At 51.8% G+C, this 22,961-nt stretch carries 6 protein-coding genes; all 6 read left to right on the forward strand.

What is annotated here, in order from left to right; all coding sequences use genetic code 11:
- The first annotated feature begins 9 nt into the window (after positions 1-9).
- Genes PGRAT_RS07730 through PGRAT_RS07755 form a run of 6 tightly spaced genes read left to right on the forward strand, consistent with a single transcriptional unit; the run spans position 10 to position 22,960 of the window.
- Positions 10-723, forward strand: coding sequence for a histidine phosphatase family protein (locus tag PGRAT_RS07730; protein WP_238326781.1), 714 nt, complete (start codon positions 10-12; stop codon positions 721-723).
- Positions 724-753: 30 nt separating this feature from the next.
- On the forward strand, positions 754-2,340 hold the full coding sequence (locus PGRAT_RS07735; protein WP_025705086.1) for a BtrH N-terminal domain-containing protein: 1,587 nt from the start codon (positions 754-756) through the stop codon (positions 2,338-2,340).
- A 57-nt stretch (positions 2,341-2,397) separates the two neighbouring features.
- Positions 2,398-8,949 (forward strand): SDR family NAD(P)-dependent oxidoreductase, encoded by a 6,552-nt coding sequence (locus tag PGRAT_RS07740; protein ID WP_025705087.1) that lies wholly within the window; start codon positions 2,398-2,400, stop codon positions 8,947-8,949.
- A gap of 32 nt (positions 8,950-8,981) precedes the next feature.
- On the forward strand, positions 8,982-11,633 hold the full coding sequence (locus PGRAT_RS07745; protein ID WP_025705088.1) for a non-ribosomal peptide synthetase: 2,652 nt from the start codon (positions 8,982-8,984) through the stop codon (positions 11,631-11,633).
- A 10-nt stretch (positions 11,634-11,643) separates the two neighbouring features.
- Entirely contained in the window at positions 11,644-22,155 is a 10,512-nt protein-coding gene (locus PGRAT_RS07750) for a non-ribosomal peptide synthetase (RefSeq protein WP_025705089.1), read from the forward strand.
- The gene (locus tag PGRAT_RS07755) at positions 22,148-22,960 is read left to right on the forward strand and encodes a transglutaminase family protein (RefSeq protein ID WP_025705090.1); all 813 of its coding nucleotides are present in this window, start codon (positions 22,148-22,150) and stop codon (positions 22,958-22,960) included. The genes PGRAT_RS07750 and PGRAT_RS07755 overlap by 8 nt, the downstream gene beginning before the upstream one ends.
- The last annotated feature ends 1 nt before the right edge of the window (position 22,961 follow it).

Genomic DNA, 22,961 nt, shown 5'->3' on the forward strand with positions numbered 1-22,961 from the left:
GGAATTTGAATGATGCATCTTTATATTGTCCGCCACGCGGAACCGGATTATGAAAATGATACCCTCACTGCTGCCGGAGAGCTTGAGGCAAAAGCACTGGCGCAATATCTGCAGGTTCAGGGAGCCGACTATATTTATTCATCGCCGATGGGCAGGGCGTTGAAGACGATGAGCTATACCTCCGAGCTGCTAGGGATAGAGCCGCGGACTGAGAATTGGTTAAGGGAGCTGACCGATTTATGGATTGAGAATTCTCCTTGGGGGTATATAGGGGTTTTTGATATTCCGGGTGAAGTAATCAGAAACGGAGACTCATTCCCGACTCATGAAACCTGGCATCAGCTTAATTATTACCAGGAGGTGCAGGCGAAAGAAAGAGTGGAGGAGATCCGCAGAAGCTCTGACCGGTTTTTGCTGCGCCATGGATATGAAAGAATGGACGGACGGTACTCATGCATCAATCCGAGCCAGGATAAAATTGTGGTGTTTTGTCACAGAGCGATTGGTTTAACCTGGCTTGGCCATTTACTGGATATCCCGATTTCATTAATGTGGTCGGGATTCTGGATGCCGCCCAGTTCAGTCACGACGGTTGTTCTGGAACAGCGGTCGGATCGCTGGGCAACGCCAAGATGCATTGGCTTTGGGGATACTTCGCATATATTCAAACATGATTTGATGTTGAAAGCCAAAGATATCCATAATGACTGTTTTGTTAAATAGGCAGCTAACTAATAAACTCAAGGTGATTACATGAACGTATTGGATATCATTCCGATTCACCGCGATTGGAGAAATTGCACGGAGGACACCATTGTTTCTGTTGCATCCTGGCTGCAGCGGGACCATGAGCTTATGTATGCAGAATCGTGGGGATTTGCCTTTGACATCCGGCAATGGAGCAGCACGGGAAAACTATCTTCCTCCTTGAGTCCGGATTCCGGTAATATGTTTCCTTTACTGGCGCAGTACCATGGTATCGATATCCGGATCGTAGAAAACCTGAGCTTTCAAGATACGGCCGGTGTAGTCGCCAGGGAATTGGCAGAATCCAGACCCGTCATCGTTGAACTGGATACTTATGAATGTCCCTGGGACTCCGGTTATCACAGCTATCATTACCCTCATACCAATTTAATTGTCGGGTACGACGAGGCAAATCGCATGTACAGCTTAATAGATTGTTTCTATCAGAAACAATCTATTAAGCTTTCAAGTGAAAGTTGTTTTTCATACGATAGCAACCGTAACCGTGTAGCTGTATTCCAATGTTCAACCCTGCCGGAGCCCGTTGCGGATTGGAGAACCATAATTCGGCATGCCGCCAGGAGAATAAGGGGACCGGAACAAACAGATCATTCATTCCATCAGATGAGAAGTCTCGCAGCTATTTTGGAGCAATCTCCCGATTTGAACGAAGAATTCAAGCAGCATAAGCATATTTGGATGGCCCCGTTACTGTCCGTACTAAACGCTATTAGCAATGGCAGAAGACAGTTTGCAGCGGTACTGCAATATTTGAATACCAGACAACAGGAACAGGATTTCCATGATACGGTGGATGAACTGTATTATGCTGCGTCACAATGGAGCATTCTGCTCTCTATGGTGACCAAATCCTACTACAGCCCAAGGGATAGAAGTCTATTGCCCAGAGCGGCCGATAAGCTTCGAATGATCGCAGACAAGGAAGAACAGATTGCCGGTCAGCTTCTCTCAATGTGTGAAGAAAAGGCGGTAGGTCAGCAGACTATGTCCAAAAACATTATCGTGGGTCCAATCAGCGATCAAGCGGATAGGCAATTCGTGGAGCTGGCGGAATATTACAATAATAAAGGATTTGACCGTTCGCTCTCAGAGGAGAGCAAGGCGGATCTTACGCTGATGGGAGATTATTTGTTAGCCGATGATCCTCCGGTGGAATGGAAGCTGGAAGGAATGAAATTTTCCCTCCCGGTATTGAACTGCAGTAATTATGACAATATTTCATGCGCTGCACAGTCCATCAGGATTCCGGCAGGCCATTATTCTGCCATAGTGCTTGTGGGATGCTCGGAGTGTGGAAGTTACTCGGATCAGATCGAGCTTGTGTACGAGGACCGGTCCGCGTCCGTCCTCCCAATTGCATTTACAGATTTCTATATGGAACCTCTTTACGGTGAATCCATCGTTTGGTCAGGCAGAGCGGCATCCCGAAAGAACGGGCAAAACCAGCTGAATGAATCCCAAGCACATGTATTTACCCAAAATTATGCACTGGATACAACCCGGAAAATGGTAGGCATGCGACTGCCTGATTGTCCTAATTTACATATTTTTGCTATGGCCTTATATGCCTGAAATTAAAGCGCAGATGCAGAGCAGAGCAAAAAAAATGACGAAAAAACGAGGGTAATTATGAAGGAAAACACGAGAACAGGGTTAGAAGTTGCCATTATTGGAATGTCGGGTTCTTTTCCGGGGGCCAAAAACCTTGAGCAATTTTTCCAGAATGTAAAGAATGGTGTTGACAGCATTTCCTTCTTTACAGACGAACAATTGGAGGAGGCCGGAGTTCCCGCAGAGGTATACACCAAAGAGAACTTCGTCAAAGCAAAAGGTTATCTCGATGAGTGTGAGTACTTCGATAATTCCTTCTTTGGGTATACACCGAATGAAGCGCAATTTATGGACCCGCAGACGAGGCTGCTGCACGAGCATACTTGGATGGCACTGGAGGATGCGGGTTATCCGCCTGGCAGGACACAGGATACCATCGGGGTCTATGCAGGAGGGCGGCCCCACTTTCACTGGGAGGCGCTGTCCCTGTCCATGGGCTCCCGCAACGGGGCTGAGGATTTCGAGATTGCCCATCTGAATGACAAGGATTTAATGAGCACGAGAGTCTCCTACAAGCTGAATTTAAAAGGGCCCAGTTATACGCTGTTCACAGCCTGCTCTACTTCGCTCGTTGCGGTCCATGCGGCTTGCCAGGGGGTCATCAGCGGAGAATGTGATATGGCGGTAGCCGGCGGGGTATCTGTTACAAGTCCATTGAAGAACGGATATTTCTATCAGGACGGGATGATCCTGTCGTCGGACGGCCATTGCCGGGCGTTCGATGCCGCATCGGACGGTACCGTGGTGGGCAATGGCATCGGCCTGGTGATATTGAAACGGCTGGAAGATGCCTTGGACGACAAAGACCATATTTATGCAGTTATTAAAGGAACGGCAATTAATAATGACGGCAACCGCAAAGTAGGCTACAGTGCGCCGAGTGTAGATGGACAGGCAGAGGTCATTCGGACGGCCCACCGCGTGGCCGGGGTAGATCCCGGGGAGATTGGCTACATAGAAGCACACGGAACGGGGACGGCTCTCGGTGATCCGATTGAGGTCAAGGCGTTAACTACAGCCTTCTGTACCAATCGCAAACATTTCTGCGGGATAGGCTCAGTCAAAACCAACATTGGCCATCTTGACAGCGCGGCTGGAATAGCCGGGCTTATAAAAGCGGTGCTGGCCCTGCACCATAAATGCCTGCTTCCAACCTTGCATTTTGCGGACCCCAATCCGCATCTCATGCTTGAAGACAGCCCCTTTTACCTGGTAGACCGGATGAGGGAATGGGAGAGCGGTTCAGGGCTGCGCCGGGCAGGAGTAAGTTCATTTGGTGTTGGCGGAACCAACGCGCATATCGTTTTGGAGGAAGCCCCATCAGAGCAGAGCGTAAGGCCAGAGGAGGAGCAGGAGCGGCTGCTGGTTTTTTCAGCCAAAACCAAAGAAGCGCTGGAGGAGTCCATTGAAGCGTTTGTACAAGATGTGCAGAAGCATCCGGGGAAAGATTTATCGGATATTGCGTATACGCTCCAGCAGGGACGCGAGCACTTTTCCTACCGTCAATATGTAGCCTGCAAGTCACTGCTTGCCGGTTGTGCAGCATTAAGAGTGAAGGCACCGCAAGCCCTGTGGGTTGATCCGAAAAAAGCATTGAAGCCTGTATACTTTTGGTTTGCCGGGATGGAACCCAAAGAGGCGATTCAGCATTACCACAATTGCTTGCGCAATCCGTATTGCCGTGAGGAAATGGAAGCGCTCTTGCTTCAGGCGGGCGGGATGAGCGGCGCTGCGCGTGAAGGGTTTTTAGGGGATGGGAATGAGGATGCTGGACAGACGCCGGTCTTTCTCTTCCAACTGGCCTTGGCCAGATGGCTGCTGCGTGCGGGTGTGAAGCCAGCTGCCCTTATGGGGACCGGGACCGGGGCGTATGTGGCGGGCTGTTTAGCCGGTGTTTTTAGCTTGGAAGAAGCGCTGATGCTCATTGAGAAAAGAGACCGGCTGCTGGAGGAATGGCGGGGCAGCGAAGGGGATTTATTTTTGCTGGAGGCCCTTCAGTCCGAGTTTTACGAGGCATTTGATTCGATTGCCTTGTCTGCGCCTTCGATTCCGCTGCTCTCTGCGGATGCCCGAAGAAATACAGTGAATGATGTGACGCTCCCGGACTATTGGGTCAATCCATTAGGTGCAGAGGATGACGGTACAAGCTTGCCCGCAAAGGTGGAAGAAGAGGATAAGCATCTGGTTCTTGACTTCGGTACAGGAGGTGAGCCATCCGGCCCGTCGGGGCATATTAGCCTTGTGACAGGAGAGCCCAATCTCCTTGATGCGGTCGGCTGCATATGGGCAACCGGCTATCCCCTCAATTGGGACGAGCTTGCTAAGCATCACAACCCATCCCGATTGACACTGCCAACCTATCCCTTTGCCCGGAAAAGATACTGGGTGGATTCGCAGCAGATCAAGCAGTTCCAGCATAACTGGAAACGTCAAGATCCCCAAACCGGCAAGAAAAGCAAAGAAGAATGGCTGTATGTTCCCTCCTGGATACGTTCTGAACACATACCCGAGGCCGGGGAGCGGCAGCAAGGGTTATTCGCAGTGTTTGCCGCACCGGAGCCCTTTGCAGCCCGATGCATGGAGCAGCTTGAACAAATGGGACATACCCTTGCCCGGATTGAGCCCGGTGAATCCTTCAAATCAAATAAGATGTCATTTGAGATCAATCCGGAAATCTTGGATGACTTCATACAGCTGCTGGATACACTTGCCCAGCGGGGGGATGGGCCGATCCGGATTGTGCATTTTTGGTGCATGCATCCACAGGCTGCCGCCCATGAACAATTACCGGAAGCGGAAGAATACAACCGCCTGGGGTACTATACCTTATTGAACATTGCCAGGGCGGTTGGCCAGCTTCAGCTCCGGCAGCCGGTAACCATCGATATCGTTGCCAACCAGGTGGCTGAAGTCATCGGGAACGAGACGGTTGTCCCTGCAAAGGCCACATTGTTCGGGCCGCTTCGTGTTATCGCCAAAGAGTACGAGAACATTGCCTGCAGGCTGGTCGACACCGATCAATACGACCATCATCTCCTTTGCCGCATACTGTCCGAGCCGGAAGAGAACCGCCGTGCCGATTGGATCGCGCTTCGGAATAGCTATATATGGGAGCCCACCTTCAAGCAGGTGCGCCCAACCACTCCGCTGAATACAGTCTCCAAGCGTTTAACAGCAGGAGGGGTATACGTCATCACCGGAGGTCTTGGAGGCATCGGGCTCTATGTGGCCAAGTTTCTGGCAGAGCAGTATCAGGCCCGTGTGGTCTTGCTCAGCCGGTCGCAGTTTCTTCCCGAGGAGGAGTGGGACAAGTGGTATACAATCCACAGCGGGGATGATCCGGTGAGCGCCAAAATTGCCGGCTTGCGGGAAATCAAAGCAGCGGCAAGCGGATTCTGTTTGGTTCAGGCGGATATTACGGATACAGCGCAGGTCAGAGCCGTTTTTGGGCAGATCCTTGAGCGCTACGGGGCTATCAACGGGATTATCCATGCTGCAGGTGTACCGGATGGAGCGGTCATTCAGCGAAGAAGCAAGGAGATGTGCGAAGCGGTTTTTGGCAGCAAAATTTATGGAACCCAGGTCTTGCAAAAAGTCATCGAAGAGCTGTCCTGTCCGGTCGATTTTCTGCTGCTCTTCTCTTCCTTAAGCGCGCTGCTCGCTCCACCGGCGCAAGTAGCGTACAGCGCAGCCAATTCTTTTTTGGATGCCTTTGCCCTGGTTAACACCAGAAGGGGGTATTTCACCCAAGCGATCAACTGGGATATGTGGAAAAACACCGGGATGGCCAGCCTTTCGGCGCTCTCCCGTCCAGCCGGTTCTGCTCCGGGAATCGCTTATCGTTCCGAAGAGCATCCGCTGTTTAAGTATTCCCTGACAGAAAATACAGGACGTACTACGTTTCTTTCTTATTTCCATACCGGCAGAGATTGGGTCTTGGATGAACACCGCATTGTTGACCAGGCCGTGCTGCCGGGAACATGCTATCTGGAAATGGCGCGTGCAGCCTATCAATCAGCGACTTCAAATCCTGAAGCAGCCGTACTGATCCACGATGTTTTCTTCTTAACCCCGCTGGCAGCAGCGGAGAATACGGATGTTCCGGTCCGGACGGTCATTATCCGGGACACGGAAGGTTATCGGTTTACGATTGAAAGTTACTCGGGGGCTCCCAAGGGCAGGTGGGTGCTCCACGCACGCGGCTGCATGAGCGCCAGTAATCTCAAGCCCCAAAACTATGAATTGGATGTCATCCGCAATGCCTGCGAGCACAGCCGCTATGGCAGAGAGCATTACAACAACCGGCGGGACAGCAAATTCCGGTACGGTCCCCGGTGGGACAGCTACCGCTGGGGAGGATTCTCTCAGGAGGAGGGGCTGTCTTGGATTGAACTTCCGCAAACGTTCGCGGGAGATCTGGCTGCTTACGGGCTTCACCCGGCGATCCTTGATGTGGCGCTGGTGCACATGGGTCTTGCACACACCGGGGCCGGCCAGTATGTTCCGTTCGGCTACAGAAACATTACGGTCCATGGGAAGATGCCCGGAAGAGTGTACAGTTATATCCGTCACCGGACAGAACACTCTCTTGGAGACAAAATCCTGGAGTTTGATCTGACGATTATGGATGAACACGGCAAAGGGATCATGGAAATCGAGGGGTATCAGGTTACAGCTGTCACGAATGAGCAGGTCAGCGGGGGAGGCGCGGCGGCCGAAAAAACAACTGCAGTCCAGGCGGCTGCGGCAGCTTCCGACGGCAATTCGGGTTCTCTGACTCCTGAGGAAGGACTTATGATTCTGGAGACCGCATTATCGGCAGCCTATCCACAGGTGATTGTATCTACTGTTGATTTGCTTACACGGGTAGAAGCCTACAGAAGTGAGAAGGTAAGCCTGTATCAAGACAGCAGCGGCAGCTCTGCGGGGGACAAAGTGCGGGCTTCAGGGGTGAAATTGTCCGTCCAGGAGTTAGAAGATGTGATCCACAGCATTTGGAAGAGTGTTCTGGGGCATGAGCAGATCTCCAGAGACGATGATTTTTTTGATTTGGGCGGGGATTCGCTGAAGGTGCTAACGGTCGCAGAGAGGATCTATCAGGCGATCAGCATCAAGATTCCGGTTTCGGTCTTCTTTCATACCACCGTGCTGAAAGAGCTTGCCCGGCGTATTCAAGCTGCCTATCATACAACCAATGAATATGCTGCCATTCAAAAGGCTGCGCCTAAGGCTCATTATCCCTTGTCATCGGCGCAAAAACGGTTGTATTTCCACCAGCAGCTCCAGCCGGACAGCGTTGCCTACAACATCCTGGAGGTTACATCGGTTGAAGGTGATCTCGATCCGGATAAATTACAAAACGCATTTGACCTGTTAATCCGGAGGCATGCGGTATTGCGGACAAGCTTTGACATCATCAACGGGGAGATTGTCCAGATCATCCATGACCATGCCGGGTTTCAAGTGGAGCAGGTGACCGTAAAGGAAGAGGAAGCCGATCAGGTGGTTGAACAGTTTATGCAGCCGTTTGATCTGCGGTCGGCTCCTTTACTGCGTGTAAAGCTGGTCCGCTGCGGTATGCAGAAGTATGTGTGGCTGTTTGATATACACCATATCATTGCCGATAACCTCTCGGTTGAGATTCTCAAGAGCGAGCTTATCCGTATTTATAACGGTCAAGCCGGGCAGCTCAAGCCAATCCCTTTGGAGTATGTTGACTTTGTGGGCTGGCAGAACGAACAGATCAGACGCGGAGCATTCGACAAGCAAACCGGGTACTGGCTCCAGCAATTATCGGGGGAGCTGCCGGAGAACCATCTTCCCACTGATTACCCGCGGCCTGCCGTGCTGAGCCACCAAGGCGATATTTATACATGTACTTTAGAAGAAAACGTAACGCGCCGGCTGAAGCAGGGGATGAAGCGCAATACCACCACATTATTCATGAATATGATGGCCCTTTACAGTATCTTGCTGCACAAATATACGGGCCAGGATGAAGTGATGATCGGGGCCAGTCTTGCCGGAAGAAACCATGCAGATCTGGTGGACATGGTCGGCATGTTTGCCAATGTGCTGCCTTTCCGTTCCCGCATCAACCGCGAAACATCGTTTGAACAGCTGCTAACAGAGGTCAAAGCGCAGAGTTTGCGGATTTTTGAAAATCAGGATGTACAGTTTGAGATCCTGGTCGAAGCATTGGGGCGGAGCCATCAATTAAGCGAGAATCCCTTATTCAATGTCATGCTGGTGCTGCCCGATGTTGCCCCCGCCGAAGCGGCTATGGACCGGGTAAGGCTGCAGGCGTATCCGTTCCGCAACCCGTCATCCAAATTCGACTTGACCTTATGGGTGTACGATTATGACGACAGGATAGAAATGCGGATGGAGTATTCGACGGATTTATTTGCCCGCAGGACGATCACAACCATGTGCCGGCACTTGCTGGATATTGCCGGACAGGCTGCCGGGAACCCGGACATCCTCGTCAAAGAAATTAGGCTGGATTCAGGTCTTGTCCGGACGGAAACGCTGGATTTGCTTGATGACGGGAATGATTTTGCATTTTAAACAGCCAATCAACTGCAAAGGAGTGGGGTATCGTGAAAGGCAATTTCTTCGCCAATGTGCCGTACTTGAATGACGTGTACAAGAAGGAACATCAATACTGGCTGCACAAGCTGGCCGGCCTGCCTGATAAGAGCTGCTTCCCCTGCGAACAGCATACAGATCTTCATCGGGAACGCCGGATAGAGACAATACCCTTTGTACTGGACCCCGCCCATGCCGGCAAGCTGGTGCAGATCAGCAATGGCTCCGATGCCCGATTGCATGTGCTGCTGTTGGCATTCACTTCCGTGTGGCTGCTCAAGTATACGGGACAAACGGATATCGTGCTTGGCACGAGCATTTATAGGCAGCACAGTGAGGAGGATTTCATTAATACAGTCCTCCCGATTCGCGTACAGGTTCACAACGGCATGCGGATGATTGATGTGATCTCTTTGATGAAGCAGACGGTTTCCGAAGCGGCCGAGCACCAGAACTATCCGTTCGGGCTAATGCTGAAGCAGGCAAGCTTAGAACCCGGCTTTTTGGATGTATCCGTGATTGTGGACAACATTCAGGATGAGCAGTATTTATCCGGAACGATGTCCAATTTCACATTGATCGCCCACAGGGAGGAGAACGTACTCCATGGTAAAATCCGCTTCAATGCTTCGGTCTACAGTGCCGATACGGTCCGCCAATTGCTGGAGCATTTCCATGTGCTGCTGGAGCAGTCGCTACCAGACCTGCGCAGCCCTGTGCAGGAGCTTTCGATACTGACAGAGAGGGACCGGCGAATCATCGGACGCAGCAATGACACATCTGCAGGCTTTCCGGAAGAAGCAACGATTCCCTCCCTCTTTGAGGAATGTGCTGCTAAATATCCGAAGCATACGGCAGCGGTATTTGCCAATGAGCGCTTGTCCTACCAAGAGCTGAACCGCAAATCGAATCAAGCGGCCCATCATTTGCGCCGGCTTGGCGTAACGGCCGAATCGGTGGTAGCCCTGATCCTGCCGCCTTCTCTGGACATGATTATTGGTATCCTGGCGGTCCTTAAGGCGGGAGGCGCGTATTTGCCCATCGACCCGGACCTCCCGGCACAGAGGATGGACTATATCCTGCAGGACAGCCGGACCAGGCAGATTCTAACGGTTCAATCGCTCTCCTTACCGCCAGGGACGGCCGGCGGGGACTGTGAGGTGATTTTTCTCGATGACCCCAAGCTGGAGCAGTATCCCGGTACCAACTTGGAGCATATCATTCATCCTAATGACCTGGCTTATATCATTTATACATCCGGCACCACAGGAAATCCCAAAGGTGTCATGATTGAACACCGGAATGTAGTCCGGTTATTTTTTCATGAGAATAACAGGTTTGATTTCACCTGCCAGGATACATGGACCCTATTTCATTCGTTTGGCTTTGATTTTTCCGTGTGGGAAATTTTCGGCGCGCTGCTGCATGGCGGCAAGCTGCTGCTGATTCCGAAGCTGCTCAAGAAAGATTACCGGTACGTTGTGCAGGCGCTCCGAAATGAGAACGTAACCGTATTCAACCAGACGCCCTCCTCCTTCTACCAATTCATTCAGGAAGAGCTGGAAGATACCGGGGAGAAGCTGCGTTTACGTTATGTGATTCTTGGCGGAGAGGCTTTGCAGCCGGGCAAGCTGGAAGCTTGGAGAGTGAAATATCCCGGCACCCGGATCATCAACATGTATGGGATTACCGAAACGACGGTACATACAACTTTTAAAGAAATCGGGGCAGAGCAGATCCAATCGAATCAGAACAACATCGGTGCGCCTTTTTCCACAGTAGAGGTCTATATCTTCAACCGGCAGCATGAGCAAGTCCCTATTGGAACTCCCGGAGAAATATGGGTTGGCGGCGAAGGGGTAGCGCGCGGATATCTCAATCGGACGGAATGGACCGGAGAAAGATTCCGAACCTGCAGAATTGGGGAGCGTTGGATACGTCTGTACCGGACCGGTGATCTCGGCAGATATCTGCCGGGCGGTGAAATAGAGTATATGGGGCGCAGCGACAACCAGGTGAAGATAAGAGGGTTCCGCATTGAACTGGACGAAATCTCCGCCCATCTCCTGACGGTAGAGTCCATCAAGGAAGCCGTGGTGTCGGCACGGGAGATTGAGCCGAAAACCCCTGTCCTGGTTGCCTATATTGTACTAAAAGAGGGGCGCGAAGACGCTTTTGATCCAGTGGAGATCAGGCAGTATCTGCAAACGCGGATAAGCGATTACATGATCCCTTCCTTCCTGCTGCCCATTTCAAAGGTTCCGTTAACACTCAATGGAAAAGTGGACTACGGCAAGCTGAATGCCCTGGAGCTTAAGCAGCAGACTCAAGCGGTATTGACGCCGCCAAGCACAGAAATGGAGCACAGAATCGCAGAGGTTTGGAAAACCGTCCTCAGAATGGATCACATCGGTGTGCATTCGACCATCTTCGATCTGGGAGGAACTTCGTTTGATGTAATCACGATCAGCAAAGCATTGTCAGAAGACTTAGGGCAAGAGGTGCCGGTGGTCACCTTATTTACCTATCCAACGATAAGTATGCTGGCTACTGTGCTTAAGGCGGATAGTCCTGTGACGGAACTGAACGCCGATTCAAGAGAAGCTTCCATCGAGGAAGGCAAGCGGGCAAGAAGGCAAAAATTACGTCTGTTGAAAAAGTAGGGATGATACAGTGCAGAATTACAATGGCTTGGAAATTGCCGTAATTGGCCTTGCCGGCCGGTTTCCGGGAGCAAGCACGATTTCAGAATACTGGGACAATCTAAAGAACGGCGTTCATTCGGTCCGGACCTTTAGTGTGCCGGAATTGATTGCCGCCGGAGTAGAGCCGGACTTGGCTGCGAAGGCAGAGTATGTCAAGGCAAAGGGTTATCTGGAAGCAGGCAATTGTTTTGACGCCCGTTTTTTTGACTATACTCCCCTGGAAGCAGAACTGATGGACCCGCAGATGAAAGTGTTCCACGAGTGCATTTGGGCGGCTCTGGAGGATGCCGGCTACGCGGCGGAGGCGGATCAGCAGCTTATCGGGTTGTTCGCGGGGGCATCTCCGAATCATATTTGGGAAGGGCTGATGGGCTTGTCCGGCAAAAGCGGGGTTATAGGGCATTGGGCCGCCTCTCAACTGCTGGATAAGGACTATTTAAGCTTGCGGATCGCGCACAAATTAAATCTCAAAGGCCCAGCCCTGTCGGTCTACACGGCATGTTCCACCTCTCTCGTCGCCGTGCATATGGCAGCGCAGTCGCTGCTGAACGGCGAGTGCGATATCGCCCTGGCGGGCGGGGTCACGGTCACCCTGCCTGAGAAAAGCGGTTATGAATATCAGGAGGGAATGATCTTATCCCCGGACGGGAAATGCCGGGCGTTTGACGCTGATGGAAAGGGAATCGTTGGGGGAGATGGAGTTGGCGCAGTGGTTCTGAAGCGCCTGCAGGATGCCCTTGATGACCGTGACCAGATTTATGCGGTCATCAAAGGTTCCGCAGTGAATAATGATGGTCATCAAAAAACGGGATTTACAGCCCCCAGCACCATCGGACAGGCAGAGGTTATCCGGACAGCGCTCAAGCTGGCTGAAGTATCGCCGGACAGCATTGATTACATCGAATGCCACGGGACAGGGACGCCGCTGGGCGATCCGATTGAATTGGAAGCCTTGGAGCTGGGCTATAACCCGGAGCGAAGACATGCGTGTGCGCTCGGCTCAGTCAAAACGAACATTGGGCATCTGGACAGCGCAGCAGGCATTGCCTCCTTCATCAAAACCGTTCTGGCACTCAAACATACCATGCTCCCTCCATCCCTGCATTTTCAAACGCCGAATCCGGTGTTGAATGTGATTGAAAAGGGCTTCTATATTAATGACCGGCTGACCGAATGGCCCCGCAAAAATGAGCCCTTACGGGCCGGAATCAGCGCGTTCGGCATCGGCGGAACCAACGCCCATATCATTGTCGAGCAAGCACCGACCTTGCCGGAATCCTCTGCCGGGCGGGAGTGGCAGCTGCTTCCCGTATCCGCCAAAACACCGTCGGCTTTGGCGGGGCTCAAAAAGGAGCTGGAGCGGTATTCTAAGGCAGGACAAAGCCGCCTTGAAGATATTGCATATACACTGCAAGTGGGCAGAAAACACTTTCCCGTCCGCGAGTTAGTCCTGGTCAACCGGAAGAGCCACCGGGTTCTTCAATTTGCTGAAATGGCAACAAAGAAGGGCACGGCAGGATGGGAAGGTGCTCCGGTAATTTTTGTGATCCCGGACTTTACGCAGCACGTATGGAGCGGCAGCGAGCTTGTTGAACTTGAGCAATGGTATCAAGAGGAACCTGGAGCCCGCCGCTTCCTGAATCAGGCTCTGGAAATTATGAACCGGCTTGTTCCGGGCAGAGCTGCTTTGAAGCCGGAGGACCTGCGGAAACGTGAGTACAATCCGGTGCTTGCGTTTGGCAGCTATTATGCGGCAGGAAAGCTGTTCATCGAATGGGGATTGCACCCGGAAGCTGTGATAGGGAGGGGAAAAAGCCAATGGCTGGCTGGCTGCCTGTCGGGAGAGCTTTCGCTTGAAGAGGCTGTCCGTTCTTTTCTGTTGAGTCTGGATGATTGCGGAACGGAGCAGCCTGAGGCTGACCGCAGAATTGTCCGGCGGGAGGAGATTTGGCTGGTGTTAGGTGCAGAGGAGGAGGTACAGCCCTTCTTGGACAAGCAGTCTGCTAAGCCCCAAATCATCGCCCTGGACCAGCTGAACACCTACTCCCTTATGGCTGCCGTAGGTTCAATGTGGCTGTACGGCAAGGACATCAAATGGCGGGAATTATATCAATACGAGCAGCGGAACCGTCTCTCCTTGCCCACCTATGCTTTTGACCGCCAAGAGTTCCCGGTAGATACACAGCTGTTCAACCTTAAGCATCTTCTCAATCGTCCTCCATCCGGGAAGGACTGTCCCCCGGCAAGAAGTGACGATATCGGCAAATGGTTGTATGTACCCGCTTGGGAAAGCGCCGCTCTTCCTAACTATGAAGGCCGAATGCTCTCCAGGGATGCAGTCTGGCTCATTTTTTGTGACCCGGCCGGTCTGGGAGCAGCGCTGGACGATCTGCTCAAGCAGCAGCAGATCCGCTGCATTATTGTTGAACATGCAGAGCATTACGGGCAAATTACGGCAGATCACTATAGGGTGAACCCGCTGCGCAGTGAAGAGATGGACCGGCTGTACCGCAGTCTGGATACGGTTCCTGATCACATCTGCTATCTCTGGACGGTTACCTCTCCGATGGAGCCGGAGCTGGCCAATATCGAAATCGGCCAGCAATTGTTTTTGCATCATATTTTGCATCTGGTCCAATTCTTAGGTGCTGCGGCTGTTGCTCAAGAGGTGCACTTGCAGATCGTTTCAAACGGGCTATATTCAATAACGCAAGAAGAAATGCTGTGCTCCATGAAAGGGCTGCTGCTGGGTGCCGGCAAAATTATTCCTTACGAGTATCCGAATATCAAGGTTTGCCATGTGGATTTCCCGCTGGCGGAAGGTGATGCCACGCGGACAAGAGAACAGGCCCGGCAAATGCTCCGGGAGTTCCAGTTTGAGTTTCCGAACAAGCAAGTCGCATATCGCGGGAAAAGCCGGTGGATCGAATCGATTCAAAAACCGCTTTTTTTGGCCAGCCCCGGCAAGGTTTCGCTATTCAAGGAAAATCCCGTCTGTATGATTACAGGGGGGTTGGGAGGAATGGGCTTGGCGCTGGCGGAATATTTAGCCAAGCAGCATACAGCCCGCCTGGTTCTGGTGGGGCGTTCTGCTTTTCCGCCGAAAAGTGAATGGGAGCAGCGGTTGAACCGGCCAGAGGACGCAGAAATAACCCGGATCATTCGAACCCTCCGGTCACTGGAAGCGGCAGGAGCGGTGATCGAGGTGCATAGCGCCGATATCTCTGATTTCAGCGCCATGCAGCAAGTGGTTGCCCAGGCGGAAGCGCGGTTGGGTCCGATTACCGGAGTCCTGCACACGGCTGGCGTTGCGGATTATGCGGGAGTCATTCAAAGACGGACACAAGCGATGACCGACGAGGTGCTGCTGCCCAAGGTTACAGGGACCATCGTTTTGGATACACTTTTCCGCAACCGCAAGCTGGACTTTTTTGTTTTATTTTCATCCATCGGCAACTATATCTACGGCCGCAAGTTCGGACAAGTGGGATACAATGCGGCAAATGAGTTTTTGGATGCCTTTGTACACTACCGCTTACAGCACCGGGAAGGCTTTACAGCCACGATTAACTGGAACGACTGGGCGGAAGCGGGAATGTCCGTGAAAGCGATGGAGAAGAACCGCGGCCTGCACAAGGAGGTCAACGACCTTCAGTTTGAAGCCGAGGCGATCACGACAGAGCAAGGTGTGAACGTGTTCCGGTATATCATGGAGAACCAAATGAACCGGGTGATTGTTTCTGCGCTCGATTTGCCGGCATTGATGGAGGAGAGCAACAACATCAGCGTGGAGGCTATCCTGGAGCAGGAGGCGGCTGTCCATGCTGCGGAAGCTGGAACTGCAGCAGTCGGCAGCAGCACGCTTACGGAAGCTGAGCTGCAGCAGCAGATTGCGGGGATCTGGAGCACAGTCTTGGGGATAACCGCAATCGGCATCGACGAGGATTTCTTCGCATTGGGCGGGGATTCGCTGAAAGCGATCACTATCCTTTCACTGGTCTTCAAAAAGCTTGGCGTCAAGCTCCCGCTCCCTGCCTTTTTCCACAAGCCAACGATCGGTGAAATCACCCGTGTCATCCATGAGGCAAACCGGACGACTTATGCACAGATCAGGCACGCCCCCCAAAAAGAGGGCTATCCGTTAACTCCGGGACAGAAAAGACTCTATTTCCTGAGCCAAATGGAGAAGGAAAATAAACAGTACAACAATATCATCGCGCTGCAAGTAAAGGGGCCTTTGAACTTCGGAAAGTTGGAGGCTTGCCTGAATCAGTTGATCCGCAGGCATGAGAGCTTGCGAACCTGCTTCCGGAGAATCAGCGGGGAATGGGTACAATGCATTGAGGAAGAGGTTCAGCTAACCCTCGATGTTGTGGCAATCCATGGAACGGTCAATGACAAGCACATCGAGGACTGGATACAGTCATTTGATTTGGCTGCAGCGCCGTTATGGAAGATGGGTGTGTTTAAGGAAAGTGAACACCAGCATCTTATTGTGTTTAACATTCATCATATCATCACAGACGGGACTTCCAACGCCATCCTGATCGACGAGTTCACTACCCTGTATCAAAATGACGGGAACCCCGGCGCCTTGCCGCCATTAACGATACAATACAAGGATTACGCGGAGTGGCGGAATGATGGGGCGAACATCAGCAATGAAGCCGCTGAGGCCTATTGGCTGGACACGTTCTCCGGGGAAATCCCGCTGCTTCAATTGCCGGCAGACTTTTCACGTCCGGCATTCAAGACCTACCGGGGGTCCGCGGAGATGTTCAGCATCCCGAAAGAGCAGGTACAGGAAATTAAAGAGCTGGCAGCACAACAGGAAGCAACGCTGTATATGGTGTTGTTTGCGGTTTGGAATATCATGTTGGCTAAGCTGAGCGATCAGGAAGAAATCATTGCAGGCGTGCCCACCTCGGGGAGAAATCACAGCGATATCGAGCGTGTAATCGGCATGTTTGTCAATACCCTTCCGATCAGAAGCCGGGTTTCCAAAGAGCTGACGTTTGCTGAAATCCTGCTGGCCATGAAAACGAATATTTCCAATGCGCTGGAGCACCAGGATTACCCTTTTGAGGATCTTGTCAGCCGGCTTCAGATTACACGTGATTTTGGGCGGAATCCCTTGTTTGATGTGATGTTTGCTTTTCAAAATGCCAACGTACAACGGCAAGAAGCCGGACAGGTCCATCTGAATGAGCTGCAAATAGCGCCTTATCCGTATAAGGCAACCACATCGCGCTTTGATCTGACACTGGACGGCGAAGAGCGGGCCGGCGAGCTTGTTTTCACTTTGGAGTATGCTACGGATTTGTTCAAAAGAGAAACGGTCAAACGCTTTATCCGATATTTCCGTACAATCCTTCAGGAAGTGCTGAAACATCCCGCCCAGAAGATGGGTTCGATTCATCTGCTCGACGATCAAGAGCGGGACCAGCTGCTGCACCGGTTCAATCAGACCGCGGGTGAGTACCCGGAGCACCTGACCGTTCATCAGATCTTTGCGGACAGGGTGAAAGAGCATCCGCACCATGTGGCTGTCACGTTCCGCAATCAGAGCATCACGTATCATGAGCTGGACCTTCGGGTGAAACAAGCGGCATATGCTTTGCAGGCACAAGGAATCGGTCCCGATCAGATCGTTGCACTCCTCACCACGCGGTCGGTTGACATGATCGTCGGAATATTAGCCATATTACAGGCCGGCGGGGCATATTTGCCCCTTGATCCAAGCCTTCCGGCGAATAGAGTCGCTTATATGCTGGAGGACTCCCGGGTTCAAGTTATTTTGACCAACACGTCTGTAGAGAACCAGGGAAATCGTGTCGTCATCGACATGCGCAGCCTGGAGATTGGACAGGGTGCCTCCCACTCCCTTTCATTGCCGCCAGTTAACAACAACCGCAATCTGGCGTATTGCATGTATACTTCGGGAACTACCGGCTTGCCGAAAGGGATTCTGGTTGAGCACCGCTCCTTAATGAATTTTTTATCAGCGATGTTGGACATGCTGTCCTTCGGGAAAGATGAGGCGTTTTTATCTTTAACTACGGTCTCATTTGATATTTTCTGGTTAGAGAGCATCCTGCCTCTGTTAGCCGGATATCGGGTGGTCATTGCCGATGAGCTTCAGCAAAAAGATGTACACGCATTGCTGACCCTGGTAAAACAAGCGGAGATCAGCGTAATGCAAACCACGCCGTCGCGTCTGAAGCTCCTGCTGGCTGATTCAGAGCAGGCGAAAGCGCTAAGCTCCTTGCGTTATTTGCTTGTCGGAGGGGAGCCCTTGCCGCAGGCCCTGGTAGAGCAGGCAAGAAGGATCATGAACAGCAGCCGGATATTTAATCTGTATGGTCCAACGGAAACCACGGTTTGGTCAACGGCACAAGAGGTGACGGCAGGTCCCGTAAATATCGGCCAACCTATCAGGAATACACAAGTTTATATTCTCAATGATGAGCTTCTGCTTCAGCCCATAGGTGTTCCCGGCCTCTTGTATATCGGCGGTCACGGTGTTGTGCGGGGGTATCAGAACAATCCGGAGCTGACGAACCAGAGGTTCATTGAGAATCCGTACCGTCCGGGTGAACGAATCTATTGTACGGGAGATATAGCCAAGTGGACGGAAGAGGGTACGATTGAATATTTGGGAAGAGCAGATTTCCAGGTGAAAATCCGCGGCTACCGCATGGAGCTGGCGGAGATCGAGAAGCAGCTCGATACTCATCCCGCCATTGAAAAGTCTGTGGTCCGTGCCCGGCAGGATGCCCAAGAGGAACAAATACTGGTTGCGTATTATACAACAGCCCGCGCCGTTTCGGGCGGGGAGCTGCGGGAGCATCTGCAGAAGTTTTTGCCGGTGTACATGATTCCGCAGCATTTTATGCAGCTCGATAAGCTTCCCCTCATGATTAGCGGCAAGCTTGATGTGAAGGCGCTGCCGCCTGTAACGGGTACTTTGGTTCAACCGGGCGAAGCACGCAAGCCGCAGGATGAGGTGGAGACGAAGCTTCATGAAATTTGGCGGAAAGTAATGCGTATTGAGGATGTCGGTGTACAGGACGGATTTTTTGAAATGGGCGGAAATTCGATTCAAATCATGCAGCTCGTTTATGAAATCAACAAATGTTTTCCGGTGTCCTTTCAGTTTACTCATTTTATTGAACGGCAAACGATAGAGAGAATAGCGGGTTTCATCAAAGAGGCCATACAAGAGGAGCGGGAGCAGGAATTGCCGTTCATTGCTGCTGATCCTGCCAACCGGCATGAACCGTTTCCATTAACCAATGTGCAAATGGCATATTACCTGGGCAGAAGCAGCCATTTTGAATTGGGCGGTGTTTCGACCCACTCGTATCTGGAGATTGCAACGGAGCTGGACATCCGCCGGTTGAACCAATGCCTGAATATCCTGATTCGAAGACATCCCGCGCTTCACACCGTGTATTTGCCGGATGCCACACAGCAGATTCTGCGGGAAGTGCCGGAATACCCTATTTGTGAATACGATCTGAGCGGATACGCCGAAGAAGCCAAAGACCAGAGAATTGCTAAAGAAAGAGAGCGGATGTCTCATCATATCTTCAATCCGCAGGTATGGCCGCTGTTTGAAATTGTGTCCTTTCGCTCTTCCCCGGAGGAGAGCCTGCTGTGCGTCAGCTTTGATCTGCTGATTATGGATGCTTACAGTCTGGAGATTCTGCAGAATGAGCTCCTGGCGCTGTATGCTGACCGCTCATCGCCACTGGAGGAGCTGTCCATTACCTTCCGGGATTACATTGTAGGCTACCAGCAGATGAAAACCACCAAGTGGTACCTGGAAGACAAGGAGTACTGGCTGCACAAAGTGGACGATTTCCCTTTGGCTCCCAGCCTTCCTCTGCTGATACAACCGCAGCACGTCAAAAATCCCTATTTCAAGCGGAAGTCGAAGCAATATTCGCAGCAGCATTGGCGGCAACTGAAACAAATTTCGCAAAACCATAATTTGACCCCTTCGGCGGTGTTATGCACTGTCTATGCCGAAGTGTTGGCGAATTGGAGCAATCAGCTTGAGTTTGGCTTGAATCTGACGCTGTTTAACCGGCTGCCCTTGCATTCTGACGTAGACAAGCTGATCGGGGACTTCACCTCTCTGTTGTTGTTGGAGGTCCGTATGAATCCCGAAGATTCATTCTGGGAGAAGGCGGGCAGCATTCAGCAGGTGCTGATGGAAGCATTGGGCCATCGTCATTTCGACGGTATTGATGTGATGCGGGAAATCAGCAAAAGGAGAGAGCTGGGGAACAAGGCGCTGATGCCGATCGTGTTCACAAGCGCATTATTTGAGAATGGTGAAAACGGCGGGGAAGCAGCAGAGGAACAAGGCGGTGCCTCTGACGGGAAGCAGGACACTGGCGGAATCACGCAAACATCCCAGGTCTATCTCGATAACCAGGTGGCGCTGATCCATGGGACAATGGTGATTAATTGGGACTATATCAGCGAGCTGTTTGATCCTGCCCTGATGGATGCCATGTTTGAGCAATATCTTGCGCGGATCGAAGCCATTTTGCATTCCCGGGAGGAAATGGGCTTTCCGGCGGTCCCGGCGTCCGACTACGCCAGTATTCAGGCCTATAACCATACCGAAGAGCCGATACCAAGCAAGACCTTGCACGGGCTTTTTGAAGAAGCCGCCCACCAAACTCCATATGCGGCAGCCATTGAAGCCGATGACGCAAGCATTACCTATAAAGAGCTTGATGAGAGAGCGGACCAGGTGGCCGGTTGCCTGCGGAGTCTTGGGGTAAGCGCCGGTGATAGGGTTGGTGTGATTGCCAGGAAGGAAATTGCTACCTTTATTAATCTGTTAGGCATCCTAAAAAGCGGCGCTGCCTATGTGCCGATTGATCCGGAATACCCGCAGGAACGGGTGGACTATATTCGAAACCATAGTCAGTGCAAGCTTGTTCTGGAGACGGATTTTTACGAGAAGACCCGTAGAGGACAGCAGCCGGTGGAGCTGCAGCCTAACGCCCATCTACCGGAAAGCTTGGCTTATGTAATCTATACGTCGGGAAGCACAGGGAATCCCAAAGGCGTTATGATCAGTCACCAGGCTGCATGCAATACGGTGCTGGATATCAATCAGAAGTTCCAGGTGGATGCAGCAGACCGGATATTGGGCATCTCTTCGCTTTGCTTTGATCTCTCTGTTTATGATATTTTTGGAGCATTTGCTGCCGGGGCCACGCTTGTATTGGTGAAAGACCAGAAGGATATCGGGCAGCTTGCCGCTGCCTTGTCAGCCGGAAAGATCACCATCTGGAATTCTGTTCCCGCGATCATGGACCGGGTGGGAGCAGAAATAAGAGCGCAGGGCATATCTCAGAAAAATCTTGATTTACGGCTGGTGCTGCTGAGCGGAGACTGGATTCCCCTTCATTTGCCGGAGACTGTCAAGCAGTTGTTCCCTGCGGCCAAGCTAATCAGTTGTGGAGGTGCAACGGAAGCGTCCATATGGTCCATCTATTATCCAATAGACGAGGTGTTGCCGCAGTGGACAAGCGTTCCCTATGGCAAGCCTTTAGCCAACCAGCAATTCTATGTCCTCAACCGGCAGTTGGGCTATTGCCCGCTTGAAGTGCCCGGCGAGTTGTATATCGGGGGAAGGGGAGTGGCAAACGGCTACCTGAATGATCCCGGAAAGACCAGCCATTCCTTTATTCATCATTCCGAATTGGGGTACATTTATCGAACCGGCGACTACGGAGTATTGCATCGGGATGGCTGGATGGAGTTCCTGGGCAGGAAGGACCAGCAGGTGAAAGTGGGCGGCTACCGCATCGAGTTGGGCGAAGTGGAGGCGCAGCTGCAGCGTTGTGAAGGGGTCCGGCATGCGGTTGTGCTGGCAGCAGACGGGGAAGAAAAGCGGTTGAGCGCCTATCTGATTCCAGACAGCCATTCAGCAGACCAGGCAGCATTCGTCAATGAAGTCAGAGCGCGTATAGCCAAGGTTCTGCCCGATTATATGATCCCGTATTCTTTTGCCGTGCTGGAGCAATTTCCTCTGACTGCGAACGGGAAAATAGATGTACAAGCGCTGCTGAAGCTGCAGCCCTGCGGCAATAAGCAGACCTCAGCCTATACGGCTCCGCGCAACGAGGTTGAAGAGCGCATCGTAAACATCTTTAAGGCGCTTCTGGAAGCGGACCAGGTGGGTACACTGGACAATTTCTTTGAGATGGGCATCAACTCCGTCCAGATCGCAATGATTAACAATAAGCTGAAGCAGGAATTCCAGAAGGAGATTCCTCTCCTCACTCTGTTTGAATACGCAAATATTCACGCGCTGGCCGAGTATTTATCCGGGAATGACCAGAATGAGACGGATGAAATGCCGCAGGAACAACTATCCACGCGGAATCAAGGGAGAGAGCGGATGAAACAACGAAGCGCCAAAAGAAGGGGGCATACGGACAGTGAATAAATCTCAGGTGCTGCAATTTTACACGGAGTATACTCCGAACACAGACCCATTCAGCCTGCGCTATCTCTTCGATGAGCTGCCAAGTGATCTGAGCGGGTTATGCAGATTGATTAAATGTCAATTGATTCATCCTGGGATGGTGAAGAAGGTAAGACATTTGCTCACTTCCTATACCAAAAATGAAGACGAGAAATTCTATACCATTCATGACATGCTCGAAGCATTGGTGGAACGCAATGCCAATGGAATTATCGATGAGCGGCTGCCCCGGGAACGCTTGATTGTCTCCTGCCGGTACCATTCGCTGCTGCTTATTTCCATGCTGCGTTCCATGGGAGTTCCCGTGCGCGGCAGAGTCGGATTTGCAAGGTATCTCTCAGAGCATCAATTGAAATATATAGATCACTGGATTTGCGAGGTGTGGAACGAAGGCGAATCGCGCTGGATCAAAGTGGACCCCGATATGGAAATCGTCGATCTTCAAGGGGATGATTTCCTGTTGGCCGGGGCTGCCTGGTTAATGGCCAGAGACAAAGAAATCAACCCGCAGCTTTTTGGCGTGAAAAAATCATGGGGAATGCATTATATCCGCAACAACCTCTGTTATGATCTGCATGCTGTGCTTGGCCGGGAGCTGCGGTACTGGGATTATCCTCCTATTTGCCAAAAGGAAATAGAGGATATGGATTTCGAGGAGCTGCAATTGCTCGATGAAGTCTCCATATATCTTCAAGACCCGGATGCGCACTTCGGGCAGTTGCAGGCACTTTTTCTGGAGAATGAATCGCTGCAATTCAAAGGGTAGG

Origin of the sequence: Paenibacillus graminis (assembly GCF_000758705.1) — a bacterium.
In the GTDB taxonomy this organism is placed as follows: domain Bacteria; phylum Bacillota; class Bacilli; order Paenibacillales; family Paenibacillaceae; genus Paenibacillus_AQ; species Paenibacillus_AQ graminis.